Source organism: Catellatospora sp. NPDC049609 (assembly GCF_040675365.1).
Taxonomy (GTDB): domain Bacteria; phylum Actinomycetota; class Actinomycetes; order Mycobacteriales; family Micromonosporaceae; genus Catellatospora.
Genome location: NZ_JBFAOU010000001.1, coordinates 1 through 15,440, shown reverse-complemented (window position 1 = coordinate 15,440; position 15,440 = coordinate 1). Strand labels below are relative to the sequence as shown.

General features: G+C 73.3%; 17 protein-coding genes. 6 read left to right on the top strand and 11 right to left on the bottom strand.

What is annotated here, in order from left to right:
- Positions 1-123 precede the first annotated feature (123 nt).
- Positions 124-1,476, bottom strand: a complete 1,353-nt coding sequence (locus AB0J67_RS00085) for an alpha-lytic protease prodomain-containing protein (RefSeq protein ID WP_363474524.1) — start codon at positions 1,474-1,476, stop codon at positions 124-126.
- A 127-nt stretch (positions 1,477-1,603) separates the two neighbouring features.
- Between AB0J67_RS00085 and AB0J67_RS00080 the strand changes: the two genes are divergently transcribed.
- Both AB0J67_RS00080 and AB0J67_RS00075 read left to right on the top strand, forming a co-directional pair.
- A complete protein-coding gene (locus AB0J67_RS00080; RefSeq protein WP_363474523.1) occupies positions 1,604-2,353 on the top strand; it encodes a hypothetical protein in 750 nt (249 codons plus the stop codon).
- A gap of 69 nt (positions 2,354-2,422) precedes the next feature.
- On the top strand, positions 2,423-3,472 hold the full coding sequence (locus tag AB0J67_RS00075; protein ID WP_363474521.1) for a hypothetical protein: 1,050 nt from the start codon (positions 2,423-2,425) through the stop codon (positions 3,470-3,472).
- Positions 3,473-3,530: 58 nt separating this feature from the next.
- Here AB0J67_RS00075 and AB0J67_RS00070 read toward each other — a convergent pair whose 3' ends face one another.
- From AB0J67_RS00070 to AB0J67_RS00040, 7 genes are all read right to left on the bottom strand, one after another.
- Entirely contained in the window at positions 3,531-4,427 is an 897-nt protein-coding gene (locus AB0J67_RS00070) for an RNA polymerase sigma-70 factor (protein ID WP_363474520.1), read from the bottom strand.
- 14 nt (positions 4,428-4,441) lie between these two features.
- Positions 4,442-5,644 (bottom strand): FAD-dependent oxidoreductase, encoded by a 1,203-nt coding sequence (locus AB0J67_RS00065; RefSeq protein WP_363474518.1) that lies wholly within the window; start codon positions 5,642-5,644, stop codon positions 4,442-4,444.
- 132 nt (positions 5,645-5,776) lie between these two features.
- The gene (locus tag AB0J67_RS00060) at positions 5,777-6,298 is read right to left on the bottom strand and encodes a hypothetical protein (protein ID WP_363474516.1); all 522 of its coding nucleotides are present in this window, start codon (positions 6,296-6,298) and stop codon (positions 5,777-5,779) included.
- A 163-nt stretch (positions 6,299-6,461) separates the two neighbouring features.
- The gene (locus tag AB0J67_RS00055; protein ID WP_363474514.1) at positions 6,462-7,028 is read right to left on the bottom strand and encodes a hypothetical protein; all 567 of its coding nucleotides are present in this window, start codon (positions 7,026-7,028) and stop codon (positions 6,462-6,464) included.
- A 162-nt stretch (positions 7,029-7,190) separates the two neighbouring features.
- Entirely contained in the window at positions 7,191-9,230 is a 2,040-nt protein-coding gene (locus tag AB0J67_RS00050) for a PKD domain-containing protein (RefSeq protein WP_363474512.1), read from the bottom strand.
- A gap of 181 nt (positions 9,231-9,411) precedes the next feature.
- Positions 9,412-10,290: an LLM class flavin-dependent oxidoreductase gene (locus tag AB0J67_RS00045; RefSeq protein ID WP_363474510.1), complete on the bottom strand. Its 879-nt coding sequence runs from the start codon at positions 10,288-10,290 to the stop codon at positions 9,412-9,414.
- On the bottom strand, positions 10,283-10,792 hold the full coding sequence (locus AB0J67_RS00040; protein ID WP_363474508.1) for a hemerythrin domain-containing protein: 510 nt from the start codon (positions 10,790-10,792) through the stop codon (positions 10,283-10,285). Before AB0J67_RS00040 ends, AB0J67_RS00045 begins: the two co-directional genes overlap by 8 nt.
- 64 nt (positions 10,793-10,856) lie before the next feature.
- On the opposite strand from AB0J67_RS00040, the gene AB0J67_RS00035 reads away from it, so the two are divergent.
- Positions 10,857-11,225, top strand: a complete 369-nt coding sequence (locus AB0J67_RS00035) for a helix-turn-helix domain-containing protein (RefSeq protein ID WP_363474506.1) — start codon at positions 10,857-10,859, stop codon at positions 11,223-11,225.
- Between the two features lie 16 nt (positions 11,226-11,241).
- On the opposite strand, the gene AB0J67_RS00030 is transcribed toward AB0J67_RS00035, so the two are convergent.
- On the bottom strand, positions 11,242-11,679 hold the full coding sequence (locus tag AB0J67_RS00030; protein WP_363474504.1) for a hypothetical protein: 438 nt from the start codon (positions 11,677-11,679) through the stop codon (positions 11,242-11,244).
- A 109-nt stretch (positions 11,680-11,788) separates the two neighbouring features.
- On the opposite strand from AB0J67_RS00030, the gene AB0J67_RS00025 reads away from it, so the two are divergent.
- Positions 11,789-12,313, top strand: a complete 525-nt coding sequence (locus AB0J67_RS00025) for an AAA family ATPase (RefSeq protein WP_363474502.1) — start codon at positions 11,789-11,791, stop codon at positions 12,311-12,313.
- Here the strand turns inward: AB0J67_RS00025 and AB0J67_RS00020 are convergent.
- Positions 12,273-13,214 (bottom strand): arginase family protein, encoded by a 942-nt coding sequence (locus AB0J67_RS00020; protein WP_363474500.1) that lies wholly within the window; start codon positions 13,212-13,214, stop codon positions 12,273-12,275. The two genes, AB0J67_RS00025 and AB0J67_RS00020, sit on opposite strands and share 41 nt — an antisense overlap.
- 264 nt (positions 13,215-13,478) lie before the next feature.
- Here AB0J67_RS00020 and AB0J67_RS00015 point away from each other — a divergent pair, with 264 nt between their 5' ends.
- Together AB0J67_RS00015 and AB0J67_RS00010 are read left to right on the top strand one after the other, a co-directional pair.
- Entirely contained in the window at positions 13,479-13,817 is a 339-nt protein-coding gene (locus AB0J67_RS00015) for an RNA polymerase-binding protein RbpA (RefSeq protein WP_363474498.1), read from the top strand.
- A gap of 70 nt (positions 13,818-13,887) precedes the next feature.
- A complete protein-coding gene (locus AB0J67_RS00010; RefSeq protein ID WP_363474496.1) occupies positions 13,888-14,538 on the top strand; it encodes an NAD(P)H-dependent oxidoreductase in 651 nt (216 codons plus the stop codon).
- 18 nt (positions 14,539-14,556) lie between these two features.
- On the opposite strand, the gene AB0J67_RS00005 is transcribed toward AB0J67_RS00010, so the two are convergent.
- Positions 14,557-15,345: a class I SAM-dependent methyltransferase gene (locus AB0J67_RS00005; protein ID WP_363474494.1), complete on the bottom strand. Its 789-nt coding sequence runs from the start codon at positions 15,343-15,345 to the stop codon at positions 14,557-14,559.
- Positions 15,346-15,440: the final 95 nt, after the last annotated feature.

Here is a 15,440-nt window from a genome sequence, read left to right as displayed (position 1 = left end):
CGGCGGCCGGCCGCGCCCGGAGGCCCCTCGCCTCGGTGGGCCCTACCGGCTGGTCGGGCCCACCCCTGGTGCATGACCGGGGCGGCCGCCCCCATGTCGCGCGGCCGCCCCTCCCCCTTTTGTTCAGCAGGCTCCCCGGTCGGACCAGACGGCCCAGGAGCCGGCCGCGCCGGGTTCGGCGCCGGTGGACCACCAGGTCGACTCGTACCGGCGGCCGAGGTGCGCCACGGTCGCACCGGGTGCGTACGCCGTCGTCGAGCTCCAGCCCGGCAGGCCGCCGCAGCCAGGCGGCGGACCGGTCGGGCCGGCGGTCGGGGTCGGGCCCGTGGTCGGCGGCGTGCCGCCGCTGACGGTGAGCGTCAGGCCGTACGTCTGCAGGATCTCGTTGACCGGCTGGAAGTACGTGGTGCCGCCGGAGCTGCAGTTGCCCGAGCCACCCGAGGTGACGCCCTGCGCCTGGTCACCGGCGATGAGCGAGCCGCCGGAGTCGCCGGGCTCGGCACACACGTTGGTCCGGATCAGACCGGTGACGGTGCCCTGCGGGTAGGTGACCGAGCTGTTGAGCGCGTTGATCGTGCCGCAGTGCCAGCCGGTGGTGGAGCCGGACCGGCACACCGACGCGCCGACCCCGGCGGCCTGCGAGCCGGCCACCGGCACGGTGCCGGAGTAGCGGTTGACCAGCGCGCGGGGCGTGTTGCCGGCGGCGGTGCGCACCCAGGCGTAGTCGTTGCCGGGGAAGCTGGACCCGGCGAAGGTGCCGCTGGGCTGGGTGGTGGTGGCGCCGGTGCCGCCGCAGTGCCCGGCGGTGACGAAGCCGCCGGTGACGGCGAACCCGACCGAGCAGCGGGTGCCGCTGCCGATGTAGTAGGCGTTGCCGCCGATGACGTCGATCAGCGGCTGCGGCTGCTCCGCGCTGGCCTCGTACCGCACGGTCGCGCCGTCCAGGCCGCTCGCCGCGGCCCAGGTGCGCGCCGCGTCGAGGGCGCCGTCGCGGTACATGACCACGACCTGGTTGGTGCGCACGTCCGGGTACCAGCCCGGCACCTGGCGCGGTGCGGTGGTGGCGCGGCGGTCGAGGCGGGCGGCCGACTCGGCGAGCCGGGCCTCGCTGCGCTCGACGACGACCGGGCTGGCTCCGGCGGCACGTACGCGGGCGCCGTCGGCGCGGCGGGTGACGGCGACGGTCAGGACCGAGGCGTCCGTGTCCAGGTAGGCGCCGCCGAAGCCGTCCCCGAGCGCGCGGCGCAGGCCGGCCTCGACGCGGGCGAAGGCTGCCTCGCGGCCCAGCCGGGCCAGCGCCTGGTCGGGGCTGACGCCCAGGGTGCGGGCGAGTTCGGCGACCATGCCGCGGTCGGCGTGCACGGGTGCGCCGGCGGGGGCGGTGCTGCCGGCCAGCGCGGTCGGCGCGACGAGCAGGGCAGCGGCCAGGCCCGTCGCGGCGATCACCGTAGTGATCAATGTGGATCTGTTAGCCATTCCTGGAATCTAGGAAGACCACTGTTAACTTTGTACTGTCGAATAGCTCATATTGTTAACGGTAGGGTCGGCCGAGCCCGGGAAACCATGCGGCGCAGGCTGCTCCCCGCTGCTACCGTGACCGACCATGGTGCAGGTCGCGAACAAGCCGATGAGCGGCAGCTGCTACGCCGGGGTCAAGGTGACCGTCGATGTGGAGCTCGCCGAGCAGAGCAGCCTCACCGTCGCCGAGGACTTCATCGACGCCCGCGGCCCGCACGAGGAGCACCTGCGCGCGGACCTCGCCGACCCCCGGTGGGTGGCGGAGCTGACCGCGGGCGCGCTCAAGGGGGCGCGCAGCACGCTGATCGAGTACGAGTACCGCACCGGCCCGCTGCGTGTGGTGCTGCTCAAGCACTACCTGCACATCGTCGACTCCGGCTACGGCGCGATGCAGGCCGCCACGTCGCGGGCGGTCAAACGCGCGATCGACATGCTCCCGCACCGCATGGTGGCCGAGTGGGTCACGCACACCGCCACCGGCCCGGTCGTCCGGCTGACCAGCCCGGTCGGGGACGACGGCTGGCGCGACGCCGCGATCACCGTCGAGGTCGCGCCCGCGCCCGAGCGCCTGGTGAGCACGGCCCCCGGCTTCGACCGGCACCCGGCCACCGAGCGCCTGTCCGATGCCGACCTGGCCCGGGTGCCGCAGCTCGCGGTCGCGGCCGCGCACGCCGCCCTGGACGAGTACGAGCCGCGTGTCGGGCCGCTGCGGGTCACCCTGGTCAGCCACCACGCGGGCGAGGCCGGCCCGCGCTCGCTCGACCTCGACTACCGGTTCGGCGTCGACGCCGCCGTGCGGATGGCCGTCGAGCAGCTGGAGTTCGCCCTCGCCTAGGGACGCTCGGTGCCGGAAAATCCGGTGCGCACGCTGGCGGGCTGCGGCATGCTGCGCCCGGGAGGTCGCATGACGGTGTTCGTGTGTGCGGGCTGCGGTGCCCCGCTGACCCCACCGCTGTCGCAGGTGGCGCTTCCAGATCACGCCCACCAGCAGTACGGCTACGGCCTGCTGGGCGTGCTGATGGACCCCGGCACCTACGCGGTGGAACCCGAACCCTCCGGGCAGCCCTGGCTGCCATGGGCCGAGGTGGGGGCGGACGCGGCCGCGGACCAGGGGGTGTACGCGCCGGTCTACACCGTCTCGGGCGGGCCGCGCCGAGCCGTCGTGATCGCACCGGGCGACATCCGCGGGACCGTCTTCATCCCAGGCCGGCTCGACGGCTACTGCTGCGGACTCGACGGCCGGGACGGGCCCAACATGGCGTGCGACCGGTGTGGACTGCCGGTCGCGAGCCGCACCGACGACTGCGGGCTGTGGCAGACGGTGTGGCTGGACCCGCGGGCGGTCGACCCCGTCACCGACGGCGCCCCCGCGCACCGGACGCTCGACTGGCACGACCTGCTGCGGGAACGGCCCGGTATCCCGCCGATCGAGCAGGGCGGGTATTGGAGCCCGGTGTGGTCCGCCGCCGCCGGAGCCACCCTTGCCCACCTGCTCGCCGCCTCGGCGGGTACGCAGGTCACCGTGCCCGGCGGCCTCGTCGCGACCGTCTTCAGGCGGGCGCTCGACGCGATACTCCCGCCGGGGCCGCCGGTGCGGTCGCTGACCCTGGCCGGGCCGGGCCTGCCCGCCACCGTCGCGGACATCGCCCTGGTCCCGCGGCACCCGCAGACCGGCGAGCGCTGGACGCCGCCCGAGGCCGTGGACGTGGTGCCGCTCTCCTGGGACGTGTGGGCGCAGCTGGCCTGCCCACGTGACCTCCGCGTGCCGGGAGCCGGCGAACTGCCCACCGGCATCCTCCGGGACGACCCGCTGCCGCTGCTGCCGTACTGGCATTTCACACCCGACGAGGCGGTGTTCGCGGCGACGCTGGCGAGGCTGCCCGCGGTGCGGCAGCCGTGGCTGCGCGACTTCTACGACCGCCGCTGCCACCCGCCACTCCGCCTGTTCTGGTGACACGCCCGGATCGCACGCCGCGAAGTACGGCCCTGGACCGCCGCTGGTCCCGGATACCTCAGTGCAGGGTCAGCGGGGTCTCAGACTCGACGCGGGACAGCTTCTCCGGGTTGCGGACGTAGTAGAGGCCGGTCACGCGGGCATCCTCGATGCGCAGCGCGGCGACGCCGTCGAGCTCCCCGTCGAAGCGGAACAGCAGTGCCGGGTTGCCGTTGATCACGGTCGGCTCGGTGGTGAGCGTGCCGCCGACCCGCTGCACGTTGCCGACGAACATGCGGACCGCCCTGTCCACGCCGACGACCGGCCGCAGCGCGGCCTGCTTGACGCCGCCGCCGTCGCTGACCACGACCACGTCCGGCGCGAGCACGTCGAGCAGCCCCCGCAGGTCGCTGGTCTCGACCGCGCGCTGGAACGCCTCCAGCACCGCCCGCTGCTCGCCCGCCGAGACCGCCTTGCGCGGGCGGCGGGCGTCGACGTGCCGCCGCGCCCGGTGCGCGATCTGGCGGACGGCCGCCGGGCTCTTGTCGACGGCCGCCGCGATCTCGTCGTAGCCGACCTCGAACGCCTCACGCAGCACGAAGACGGCGCGCTCGGTCGGCGAGAGCGTCTCCAGCACGAGCATCATCGCCATCGACACGCTCTCGGCCAGCGCGGCGTCCTCGGCCGTGTCCGGCGCGGTGCGCAGCGGCTCGGGCAGCCAGGGACCGACGTACGCCTCCCGGCGCCGCTGCATGGTGCGCAGCCGGTTGAGCGACTGTCGGGTGGTGATCCGGATCAGGTAGGCGCGCTGGTCGCGTACCTGATCCAGCGCGACCTTGACCCAGCGCAGCCAGGTCTCCTGCAGCACGTCCTCCGCGTCGGCCGCCGAGCCGAGGATCTCGTAGGCGACGGTGAAGAGCAGGTTCCGGTGGGCCACGAAGGCCTCGGTAGCCGGGTCGCCGGCGTGGTCGCTCATTTCGGTGCTCCTCCTCAGGCCGCCCGGCCGGCGACCGCCGGCGCCTCGCCCGCCCTGGCCGCCAGCACCTTCCGGCGCCGGCGGTCCTGGAACCACAGGTTGAGCGAACCGGGCCGGCGGGCCTCGTGGGCCAGCTGCCAGACGGTGCTCTTGCAGACGGCCTCCTTGAGCATCGCCATGGGCCGCCCGCCGAGGAGGAACACCCGCGTCACGGTGTCGTCCTTGCGGGCGTACTGGACGACTCCGGCGTGGCGGCCCAGGCTGAGGCACTGGCCGGCGAACCCGACGTGGAAGCCGGCGGGCTGCTCGCCCGCGATCCGGCTCAGCACCGTCTCGGCGGCCTGCGGGCCCAGCTGCACCGCGGACTGGCAGCTCATCCGCACCGGCAGGTCCGACGGCGCCGCCGCGTCCCCGGCCGCGACCACGCGTGCGTCGTCCACGCTCGTAAGCGTCTCGTCGGTGAGCAGGCGCCCCAGCGCATCCGTGCGCAGCCCGCTGCGGGCGGCCAGATCCGGCACGCCGAATCCCGCGGTCCAGATGGTGACGGCGCTGGGCAGCTCGCGTCCGTCGGCGAGCCGGACCGCGTCACCGGTCACGCCCGTCACCGTCGCGCCGGGGCCCGCGAGCACGGTCACCCCGAGCCTGACCAGCCGCGTGGCCACCGCGCGCCGGGCACGCGGGTGCAGGTACGGCCCGAGCACCGCACCGCACACGAGGGTCACCTGCCGGCCCGCCTCGGCCAGCTCGGCAGCGGTTTCCAGGCCGGTCGACCCGGCGCCCACGACCGTCAGCGCGGCGGAGGCCGGTGCGGCGTCGACGACCGGCCGCAGCCGCCGCGCCTCCTCCAGGGTGGCGACCGGGTAGGCGTGCTCCGCCGCACCGGGCACGCGCGGGTCGGCGCTGCCGCTGCCCACGGCGTAGATCAGGTAGTCGTACCCGAGGGTGCCGCCGCCCGCCAGGCTCACCTCGCGGCCGGCCGCGTCGATGCGGGTCACGGTGTCGACCACGAGCCGGACGCCGCCGGCCAGGATGGTCCGGTAGTCCACGACCGCGTCGTCGGATCCGGCGATGAGCTGGTGCAGGCGGATCCGCTCGACGAAGGCCGGTCGCGGGTTGATCAGGGTCACGGTCACGCCGTCGCGCCGCGTCAGACGGTTGGCCGCCATCACGCCCGCGTATCCGCCGCCGACCACGATGACATCGGTGTTCTCGGCCATGGCCTCTCCTTCGTCTCAAGGTGCGGCCTCAAGACACCGGGCGTCCGGCGGTTTGTGACATCCGTGAGTCAGATCACGCGCTGGGCACCTGATCCAGCAGGCCAGGCGGGCGGCCCGCCTGCGATCGGACGGTCATGCGGCCGGCGGGCTCCCGGCTGCTCCCGCGACCGGCACCCCGAGCGCCCGGTAGAGATGCTGGACGCCGCCGGACGGTCCGAGACCACTGCGCACCGCGGCCTCCAGCTCCGCCGCGGTGCCCGCCACCAGCCCGGCCTCGGCCGCCCAGCGCCGCAGCTCGGCGACGGTCTCGGCCGGCGGCGGCGGCTCGACCGGATCGTCGAAGTCCTCGAAGATCTCCATGGCCGCTTCCGGGTCCAGGTAGAACCAGTGCCTGACGCCCTGGGGGCTGTCGAGGTGCACGGTGGCGAAGTCGCTGTCGAAGACGTACATCGCCAGGGCGGGCGCGCCCGTCGCGGCGACCAGCGCCGCCGCCAGATCCCCCGGATCGGTGTAGTCGCGTCCCGCCACGCTGCCGTGCCGCCAGCCGCCGGAATGCGCATGCTCGCGCAGCTGCTCGCCCTCGATCGCCTGGACGCAGGCCAGCTCGCCCAGCGCCGCGCACCGGGCCAGAAAATGCGTGCCGAAGTAACCCACCGGCGTACTGTGCCAGCCCGCCCCGACCCCCGCTCGCTTGGCCGGCGGACCGCCGCGCCCACCGCTGTCGGGGCCCCGCGATCGACTGCGTTCAAGCACCGACCCCCCGTCAAGCCGCAGGGGTGGGTCGCTTTCCTCACGCCGCGCCGGGCCAGGCAGCGAGTCAGCAGTTCGGGGATTCGACGACCGCAGTCTGACGGCACATCAGGGCTTCGAAACGAATCCGCTGGTCACTATATGTCTTCAGGCGCTCAGCAACGCCTCGCCGGAATACATCGTCGGATACGAACACCGTCGCGTGAATCTCACGCGCGAGGTCATACGCTTCCCGATCACCGTGAGTGCGAACCTCACGAATGACCGTCAGCATCGCGGACTCCTTCGTTCTGTATGAGTCGTTGTAGTACTGACAGTTTCCGTTTGAAACCCATATCAGGACTTCTGCCGCATTCGGTGCCGCAGCAGGATCCTTACAGTGGGAGATCAATTTCATCCAAGTCGCGGCAAGGTCGATTTCATCGAGGAAATGTTGATAGGTGGAGGCCCGAAGCGCGCGCTGCTCTGCTTTGCTGTTTGCTGCAATTTCCCTCGCGGCCGCATCCGCAGCACCCTCGTAACTAGCCCACGCACCCGCGAAAGCCCCCAGCAGGCCAGCCAAAGCCGGAATCACCAGGGAGGTCCAGAATCTCTTGTTGTGCCCGACTTCAGGCGCAGCGGACTCCCGTCCCACGCTGTCGCGATCTTGATTAGAGCGCTCGACGGCTTTGCCCGGAGACTTACTTCTCGTTCGCGCCATTATTAGCTTTCTGGATGGGGCTCGGCGGTGTTCTTGCTCGCTCTGGCGGAATGGGGTCCGCGGATGCCGTCTCAGTGAATGCGCAACCCTCCGGGTTCAGGCGGGCGGGAGAACGACGCTCCAGCCGATAGCGCGGGCCGAGGCGACGCTGCTGGTCGCGGTGACCCCGGGCCACGTGCCCGCGGCGACGTCGCCCGTGTCGCCCACGACGGTGGACAGCTGCCCGCCGCCGCTGCCGGACGTCGAGGTGCGCGGGATCACCGTGCCCGGCACCGTCCAGGAACCGGTGGTGCTCAGCTTCTGCACCCAGTAGCTCACCACGGTGGACCCGGTGGTCGCGACGGCCACCGACGCCATCGGGTGCCCGGTCGTGGTCGCGGTGTCCTCCAGCGAGCCGGTGACCGTGACCGGCCCGGCGCCCGAGTACGCCACCACCACCAGGCTCGCCTTGGTGAAGGCGTCGAGGGTGGTGCTCACCGTCGACCCGGCGGTGCCGGCGGCTGCGGTCCGGGTGAACACCCACGAGCGCAGGTCGGTGCCGTCACTGCGGGTGCCGAGCAGCGTCCAGCCGGCGGGCGTGGTGGTGGTCGCGGCGCGGTTGCCGGCCAGGAACAGCACGAGCGTGTCGCCCGCCTGCACGCTGCCGGGCACCGTGACCGACGGCGTCATGGTGTTGGCGTCGGTGCCCGCCGCGGCCCGGAACGTGACGTCGCCGACCGGCGGCGGGGTGTCCGTGACGGTGACGGTGCGGGTCAGGGCGCCGGTCAGGCCGTCGTCGTCGGTCACGGTCAGCGTCACCGGGTAGCTGCCCGCCGCGCCGTAGCCGTGGGCCGGGTTCGCGCCGGTGCCGGTCGCGCCGTCACCGAACGTCCAGGCGTACGCGGTGACCACGCCGTCCGGGTCGGACGAGGTGCTGCCGTTGAACGTGCAGGCCAGGGCGTTGCACGATAACGTGAACGCGGCGGTCGGCGCCTGGTCCGGCGGGGGCGGGCCGTTGGGGACCAGGACCGTGGAGTACGCCTGGCCGCCGCCGCCCGCGACGGTGACACCGGTCAGGCCGGTCACGGTGACGGCGCGGGTGCGGCTGGTGGTGGTGCCGTCGCCGAGCTGGCCGTTGGCGTTGTAGCCCCAGCTCATGACGGTGCCGTCGGCCATCGCGGCGAGGCCGTGGTCGCGGCCGGACGCGATGGACACGGCCGAGGTCACCCCGATGACGGAGACGGGCCGGGTGCGGTTGGTGGTGGTGCCGTCGCCCAGCTCCGAGCGGTAGTTGCGGCCCCAGGACAGCACCTGCCCGTCGGAGCGCAGCGCGTATGAGTGGTGGGCGCCGCCGATGACCTCGGTGACGCCCGACGCGATGATCTGCACCGGCGAGGTGCGGTCGGTCAGCGTGCCGTCGCCGACCTGGCCGTACTCGTTCCAGCCCCAGGCCCACAGGGACCCGTTCGACAGCTTGGCCAGGCCGTGGTTGCGGCCGCCCGCGATGGCCTCGACGCCGGTGAGCGTGCCTACGCGCACCGGGGTGCTGCGGTTGGTGGTGGTGCCGTCGCCCAGCGCGCCGGTGTCGTTGAGTCCCCACGCCGAGGCCCAGCCGTTGGCGCGGATCGCGTAGCTCATGTCCCGCCCGGCGGCGATCCGGACCGCGTCGGTCAGGCCGGACACCAGGACCGGTGACGTGCGGTTGGTGGTGGAGCCGTCGCCGAGCTGGCCGGTCGTGTTCATGCCCCAGGTGTAGACGGTGCCGGCGGCGGTGCGGGCCAGCGAGTGGTCGTGGCCGGAGGCGACCTCGACGATGGCCGGCAGGCCGGGCACGATCGTCGGGGTGGACCGGTTGGTGAGGTTGCCGAGCCCGAGCTGGCCGAACGCGTTGCCGCCCCACGTCCACACCCGGCCGGACCCGTCCAGCGCGACGACGTGGTCACGGCCGCCGGCGATCTGCACGAGGTCGGTCACCGCGGTGACCGGGCCGGGCGTCAGCCGGGAGGTGGTGGTGCCGTTGCCGAGCTGGCCCAGGCTGTTGCCGCCCCACGTGTACGCGGTGTACGTGATGTCCGCGGCCTCGGCGGTGGCGGGGATCCCGACCGCGACCAGCACACCCACCAGCACCGCGCAGAGCTGCCTCACCGACGTACGCATGCACGACTCCCGCCCCATAGGTCTGTGCGAATGCAACCATGTGCGGGCAGGGGCGCGGCAGCGCCGGTTCAGGTGGTCTTTTTCCACCGTGCATCCGGGCCGATCGCGTCGGTGGGCCGACCCGCATCGAGTGATCCGGTCCACAACGGACCGGTTCGCTCGATGCCGGACGCCGATCCGATCAGGACCGGAGAAGCTCACGCACCCTCGGCACGACCTCGTCCGCGAACAGCCGCAGCTGGTCCAGCTGCGACCCGGCGGGCCAGTACACGAACGTGTCGAAGCGCAGCTCACGCGCCCACTCGGCGAGGGTCTGCGCCCACACCTCGGCCGAACCGAACAAGCCCTTGCCCCGGTACCCGTCGCCGATCATGCCGAGCACGTTGTAGAGGCGGCGTACGTCGGAGGTCCGGCGACCCGACGCCAGCGCGGCGCGGTCGATGACGGCCTGCTTGGCGGGCACCTCGGCCGGTGGGACGTAGATGTTCAGGGGGCAGATCCAGCCGTCGGCGAGCTCACCGAGCAGGCCGAGCATGCGCGGGCCCTGCGCGCCCAGCCACACCGGGATCCGGTGCGGCGGGACCGGCCCCGGCTGGTATCCGGCGACGCGGTGGTGGCGGCCGTCCATGCCGATCGGGGACTCGGCGTCGAGGGCGGCACGCAGCAGCGGCAGCGCCTCGGCCGTGAACTCCACGGCCTGCCCGCCGCGCACCGCGTTGCCGCCCATGCCGGCGACCGCGTCCGGGAACCCGCCGGAGCCGACGCCGAGCTCGACCCGGCCGCCGGTCAGCACGTCCAGCGACGCCGCGGCCTTGGCCAGCATCGGCGCCGGGCGCAGCGCCAGGTCGGCCACGTCGGTGAGCAGCCCGATCCGCTCGGTGCGGGCGCCGAGATGGGTCAGCGCCGTCCAGGTGTCGAGGTGGCCCGGCTGGTAGGGATGGTCCTGTACCGCGACCAGGTCGAGTCCGGCCGCGTCGGCGGCCTGGGCCAGCGCGGTCATCGCGGCCGGGTCACCGGCGTCGGGGGTAACCGCGACGCCGAACCGGAGCTGCTCAGCCATGGAACGGCCACCTCCGCCAGGTCGCCAGCACGGGCGCCAGCGACTCCTCCTCGAACTTCAGGTGCGCCAGCAGGTGCTCGGACAGCGTGCGCAGCGCCTCCACCAGCTTGCCGCGCACCGCCGCGTCGTCCCCACCCAGGGCGCGAGCCGCCCCCTCGACCTGGTCGAGCAGCTCCGACACCAGCCGGTGGTCGGCCTCCAGCCGGTCCACCGTCTCCTTCAGGTGCGGCGCGGAGCGGCGTACGGCGGGGAACAGCAGCGCGCTCTCCAGGTGGTGATGGTGGTGGACGACCTGGCAGTAGCTCAGGCAGTTGGCCTTGAGCTGGAACAGCGGGCCGTTGCTCTGCAGCCGCCGCACGCCCTCCTGGAGCCGGGCGGCGGAAGCGCCGGTGGCGGCCTCGTCGGCGATCCGCCGCACCGTCGCCAGGTCGCGGCGCAGCATGTCGTGGATCCAGCGCAGCTCCGCCAGCAGCGGATTGTCCGTTGATCGTTGTTGTCTCACCGCCCCAGCCTGTCGTCACCGGCCGCGCTGGGCAAAACCCTGGTTAGTTACTTACTATGGGTAAGTGACTCCCGCGCAGACCGCCACCGACCTGCACACCCAGCCCAGCGACGCCGCGTGCCGCTCGTTCCAGCCGGTGCTCGAACTGCTCGGCCGCCGCTGGGTCGGCATGGTGCTGCTGGCCGGGCAGCACGGCGCCCGCCGCTTCGGGCAGTACCGTGCTTTCGTCCGCGGCATCTCCGACCGCGTGCTCACCCAGCGCCTTCGCGAGCTCGAGCAGGTCGGCCTGCTGGAACGCCAGGTCATCCCCAGCACGCCCGTGCAGATCCTGTACGCGCCCTCCGCGCGTGGCATGGAGCTGCTCGACGCCCTACGGCCGCTGCTCGACTGGACCAACCGCAACCCCGGCGCGCTCGGCCGGCTCCCCGACTGACCGTCGGCCGGCTCGCCTATTCGCGACCACCCGGGAAGAAGCCGTGCCGCAGGTGGGTGGCGCCCGCGAACGAAGCCACCCCGGCCAGCAGCGCCGGCGCCACGGCGATGGCGGACGGCGTGCCGAGCAGGGCCTGTGCCGCCACCGAGAACAGCACGCCGACACCCAGGCCCAGCAGAAGTGCCGGACCGCGGTGCCGGATGGGGCGGATCAGCACCGGCAGCAGCACCACCAGTCCGATGCCGACCACCGCACCGTTGAACCCCCACCGCCAGCGGCCCTCCCCCAGCAGTCCGGAGATGCCGTGCATGGAGGCGAGGACGGCCAGCCCGGCGGCGGTCGCCGCGAGCAGCGGCCAGACCCGGACCGGCGCCGCCGGTGCACCCGGAGCGCCGAAGAACAGGACGTGCAAGGCGTCGCGTCGCGGCATCGGCGACCGTGGCTCGGAGGACATCGCCCGATCGTAGGCGTCAGCGGACAGGCGCGCGGGGCACGCGCGTCCCGGGCTGCCGGGCGGTCGCCCGTGGTTGACGGATGATCATCCGCCCGCCGAGGATGGCATCGTGTTCATCATCGTGTCGGGCCTGCCCGGCAGCGGAAAGACTACGCTCGGGCGGCAGCTGGCCGAGCGGACACACCTTCCGTTCATCGACAAGGATCTGATCCTGGAGGCACTGTTCGACTCCCTCGGCGTGGGCGATCACACGTGGCGCAGCCGGCTCAGCCGGGCCGCCGACGAGATCCTGCTGAGCACGGCGCGCGAGGCGTTCGGGGCGGTCCTGGTCAACTGGTGGCACCGCGACTGGGCTGCTCGGCACCTGCCGGGTCTCGGACCCCTCGTCGAGGTCCACTGCCGGTGCCCGGCGGAGACCGCCGCGGACCGGTTCCGCCGGCGTCGGCGCCATCCCGGGCATCTCGACCCCGCCCTGACCGACGAGGAGTTCGCCGACCGCGTCACGACGATCCGCGCCTCCTACCGCGGCCCGCTCGACCTCGGCGGGCCGGTGCTGACCGTGGACACGACCCGGCCGGTCGACATTGCGCTCCTCATGCCGGAGCTGCGCACCCTGCTGACCACGGTGCCCTAGGCGGCGGCCGGAGGGCGTTGCGCAGGCAGGCGACGAACCGGGTGAGCGTCTCGGGGTGTCCCGCGGCGCGGGCCGGGTTCAGCTCCCCGATCGAGAGCACCCGGAACCGCGGGTCGCGACACGCGATGCGCAGCGCCGCCCGGAGGCTGTCGAGCGAGGGGCCGGTGTTGCGGCCGTCGGTGCTCTCGGCCAGAGGCGCGTCGGTGAAATCCAGGACGTCGACGTCGAGGTGCACCGCCAGGTCGCCGGGCGGCAGCGCGGCCAGGGCGCGGGTCGCCTGGGCCGCCGGCTCCGCGGCCAGCGCGGCGCTCGACGACCACCGCAGGCCCAGGTGTTCGGCCTGTTCCCGCTCCCACGGGGTGGCGGCGGCGTACTCGACGCCGAGGTAGAACAGCTGCGCCGGGGTGAGCAGCGGTCGGTGCCCCAGCGCCGAGACGAGCGGCTCGGCGGCGTCCGGCAGGTCCAACGCGTGGGCGAGGCCCATCCAGTCGAGGGCACCGTCGGTGGTGCTCTGCGGGGTGTTGAGATCGAAGTGCCGGTCGACGTACAGCAGCCCGGCGTCCGGGTCGTGGGCGGTCAGCGCGCTCATCACGCCCAGCGCCACCGTGCAGTTGCCGCCCAGGACCAGCACGTCCGCGTCGGCTTCCAGGGCCGCCGCGACCTGCTCGGCGACCGCGGCGACCGCCCGCGTCACCGCGGCGAGGTTCTGCACGTGCGGGTGGTGGCGGTCCGGCGACCAGACCTGCACCGGCCCGTCCCCGGCGTCGCGGACCCGACGGCCCGCCGCCCGCAGCTGGTCGATCAGGCCGAGCTCGCGCAGCACGCGGGGCGCCGCCTCCTGGCCGGGCGCGTAGCTGCCGGCACTGGTCGGCGCGCCCACGACGACGAGCTCGCGCGGCATGGTCCCCTCCTCCCCGGCCGATCCGGCCGGTGCGCGCAGCCACGCCTTCCGGTCGCGCCGTCGGCCGGCGCGGAAGGGTCCGCCACCTCAGGGTCTCGCAAACGTGATCAGCACGGAGGCCGCATTCCGGGATTTCGGGCGTAGGCTGGCGGAACGGCCACGCCGAAGCTGGAACTGCTGGAGGACACCCAGGGGCTACGAGGAGCTCGCGGTTGTTCGCGTCGTCGCATCGCCCGACACCGATCCAACCTTGAGGAGCCCCGTATGGCCGATCGCATGTTACGAGGAAACCGGCTGATGTCCGCCAGTTCCATGCCCGTCCGGGAGAGCGAGCTCGCCCCGCGGCAGACCTGCGAGTTCCGCTGCGCCAACGAGCACCGCTTCCAGGTGCACTTCGCCATGGACGTCGAGCCCCCCAGGACCTGGGACTGCAAGTTCGACGGGAGCGTGGCCCGGCTCGTCGGCGGCGCCGACAACGATGATGATCACGCCAAGGCGCGGCGTACGCACTGGGACATGCTGCTGGAGCGGCGTTCGATCGAGGAGCTCGAAACGCTGCTCGCCGAGCGGCTGGCCGTGGCTCGCGCACCGCGGCGCCGCTGACCCGGCCAGACCGGCAGGAGGTTTCGGGTAACCGCCTGTGGGTCGCCGCGCCGGATGCTTCAGTGAGGGGATGGAGCCACACGCCCACCGCCCCGTCCGGGTGCTGACCCTCGGCGGTTCGTTGCGCACGGACTCGTTGAACCGCGCGCTGGCCACGCTGGCGGCGCAGGAGGCGGCCCGGCTCGGCGCGCAGGTGCGCCACGCCCAGGTGGGCGACTGGCCGCTGCCGCTCTACGACGGCGACATCGAGACGACCGCCGGCGTGCCGCCGACCGCCCGAGCGTTCGGCGAGGTGCTGACCGACACGGACGCGATGATCATCGCGTCGCCGGAGTACAACGCGTCGGTCCCGGCGGGCCTGAAGAACCTGATCGACTGGGCGTCGCGGCTGCGGCCGCAGCCCTTCTCCGGCCGTCACGTGCTGCTGCTGTCGGCGTCGCCGTCCATGGTCGGCGGCAACCGGGGGCTGTGGGCGCTGCGCGTGCCGCTGGAGCACCTGGGCGCCCGGGTGTACCCGGAGATGTTCTCGCTGGCCCAGGCCCATCAGTCGTTTGACGCGAGCGGCGGCCTCGCCGACGAGGAGCTGACCCGGCGGTTCGTCGCCACCCTGACCGGATTCCTCGAACTGGCCGAGGCGGCGCTGCACTACCCGTGCGCCAAACAGGTCTGGATCGAGTTCCTCGGCGAGCGCCCCGACCCGGTGGTCGACCGCATCGAGTAGCGGACCCGTGCGCGGCCGCTAGTCGAGCCGGCGCGCCAGCCACAGTGCCGTCGTCAGCTTCTGCGCCACGACCCCGCCGCGCTCGTCGATGAGGTCGGCCAGCGCCCCGTGCAGGCGGGACCGCTGCTGCTCCGGCAGCATCCGGTGCGGCGAGAACGTGGACAGCAGGGTCAGGTAGCGCCCGGTGTCGTACGGCACCACCGTCACCACCCGCTGCTCCTCGACATCGGTGAACCACGGCGAACCGCGCAGCTCCTCGGGGTGGAACGCGCCCGGATGGCGGGTGTTGACCGGCCGTCCCGGCTGGTCCGCGATCTCCGGCGCGAGCTCGTGGTAGACCGCGTCCATCGCCACGCGCAGCTCGTCGTCGGCGAACCCGAAGTCGTGCCCGAAGACCGCGAGCACACCGCCCGGGGCCAGTGCCTCGGCCGCCAGCCGGGTGCGCCGGGTGTGGTCCACCCAGTGCCAGGCCTGCGCGCTGGCCAGCAGGTCGACGCCGCCCGCCGGCGGGGTCCAGTCCTCGAACCGGCTGACCGCGACCGTCACCAGGTCGTCGCCGTCGTATCGGCGGGCCAGCAGCGCGGCCATCGCCGGATCGGGTTCGACGCAGGTCAGCGGTGTGCCGAGGGTACGCAGCAGCGCGGTGCCCTTGCCCGTGCCCGCGCCGGACTCCACGACGGACCCCGGCGGCCGGACCGCGTACGCGGTGATCAGGTCCAGGATCTCGGCCGGGTAGCCCGGCCGGACGTCGTCGTAGGCCTCGGCGACCTCGCCGAACACCCGCTGCTGCTCCCGTGGCACCGTCATGGTGAAACCCTACCGAGCGTGGTCCGCCGAGACCGCCGTCCGGCACGCCGCCGGCCGGGCCGGGTGCCCGGGGCGATCCCGTGGCACCGGCCCGG